Raw genomic sequence first — 1,495 nt, 5'->3', positions numbered from 1 at the left:
CTGCGCGGCTTCGACCACCACCAGCCCCAGCGCCATGCCGGCGACGAGCCGGTTGCGGCGCGGAAAATCCTGCGCGCGCGGCTGCCAGCCGAACGGCATTTCCGAGACGACGGCGCCGCCGCGCTCGGCGATCTCGTTGCAGAGCCCGGCATTCTCGGGCGGGTAGGGCATGTCGAGCCCGCCGGCCAGCACGCCGATGGTGCCGGTAGAGAGGCTGCCCTGGTGCGCCGCCGTATCGATGCCGCGCGCCAGGCCGGAGACGATCGCGTAGCCGTCGCGGCCAAGGTCCGCCGCCAGCATCCGCGCCATCTTGACGCCGGCGAGCGAGGCGTTGCGGGCGCCGACGATGGCGACCGCCGGCAGACGGAAGGCCGCACCTTCGCCCTTCACCGCAAGGAGGGGCGGCGGGTTGTCCATGTTCTTCAGCAAGGGCGGATAGTCTGCCTCGCCAATGCCGACGAAACGGCCGCCGGCCCGCCTTGCCGCCTCCAACTCCGCCTCGGCCTCGGCCACCGTGGGAATACGGACGATGCGGCTGGCGCCGCCGGAGATCATCAACTCGGGCAGCATTTCGAGCGCGGCCTCGGCGGAGCCGAAGCGGTTGATCAGTTCGCGGAACGAGGCCGGACCGACATTCGGCGTGCGGATCAGGCGAAGCCAGCTCAGCCGCTGCCGGTCGCTGAGGCGCGGGCCGGCGGCGGGCTTGGTCATCCCTTGGCCCCGATCTTGCCCTCGGTGCCGGCGGTAAGCCGCGAGATGTTGGCGCGATGTTTTACGATGACGATCAGGCTCATCACCGCGAACAGTCCGGCAATCGCCGGCGTGCTGAGGAAGTAGAGCGCGATCGGCACCGCGACCGCAGCGGTCAGCGCCGCGAGCGAGGAGTAGCGGAACAGGAAGGCGACGGCGAGCCAGACGACGGCGAAGATCAGCGCCACCTGCCAGGCAAGGCCGATCAGCACGCCGAGGTAGGTGGCGACGCCCTTGCCGCCCTTGAAGCCGAGCCAGGCCGGAAAGAGGTGGCCGATAAAAGCGCCGAAACCGGCCCACAGCGCAAGCTCCGGCGCGAAGCGGCCGGCGATCAGCACCGCCGCCGTGCCCTTCAGCGCATCGAGCAGAAGCGTTGCGGCGGCGAGCCCCTTGTTGCCGGTGCGCAGGACATTGGTGGCGCCGATATTGCCGGAGCCGATCTTGCGCACGTCCCCAAGGCCGGCCGCGCGGGTGATCAGCAGGCCGAACGGAATCGAGCCCAGCAGATAGCCGAACAGCAGCGCCAGGATACCGCCATAACTCATTGTTTCCCCCCGCGTTTCCTTCACCGCACGAAATGGCGGACTATGCCGCCATCGGCCTAGATTGAAAACACTGTGCGGCCCGATACCATCGTTTGCAAGACCTTGCCTTGCAGCCGCGCGCCCTCGAAGCAGGTGTTCTTCGAGCGCGAGCGAAGGCCGCTCTCGCTGACGATCCAAGGTTCGTCGAGATCGACCAGCGC

2 protein-coding genes and 1 pseudogene are annotated in these 1,495 nt (G+C 68.6%); all 3 read right to left on the bottom strand.

The features are described from left to right. Positions 1 to 711 (bottom strand): DNA-processing protein DprA (locus EN738_RS34225; protein ID WP_145967046.1); only part of this gene is annotated, 711 nt, incomplete at its 3' end. Continuing rightward, the gene (gene plsY / locus EN738_RS34220) at positions 708 to 1,295 is read right to left on the bottom strand and encodes a glycerol-3-phosphate 1-O-acyltransferase PlsY (RefSeq protein WP_127287357.1); all 588 of its coding nucleotides are present in this window, start codon (positions 1,293 to 1,295) and stop codon (positions 708 to 710) included. The genes plsY and EN738_RS34225, both read right to left, overlap by 4 nt. A gap of 56 nt (positions 1,296 to 1,351) precedes the next feature. After that, positions 1,352 to 1,495 (bottom strand): annotated as a pseudogene (locus tag EN738_RS36680) (dihydroorotase); the annotation flags it as partial.

The sequence above is a fragment of the Mesorhizobium sp. M4B.F.Ca.ET.017.02.2.1 genome (assembly GCF_003998955.1).
In the GTDB taxonomy this organism is placed as follows: Bacteria; Pseudomonadota; Alphaproteobacteria; order Rhizobiales; family Rhizobiaceae; genus Mesorhizobium; species Mesorhizobium abyssinicae.
This window is presented reverse-complemented; position numbering and strand designations above follow the sequence as displayed.

Excerpts from the sequence above, each read along its gene's own strand:
- plsY (WP_127287357.1), bottom strand. The coding sequence starts at position 1,295 with ATGAGTTATGGCGGTATCCTGGCGCTGCTGTTCGGCTATCTGCTGGGC.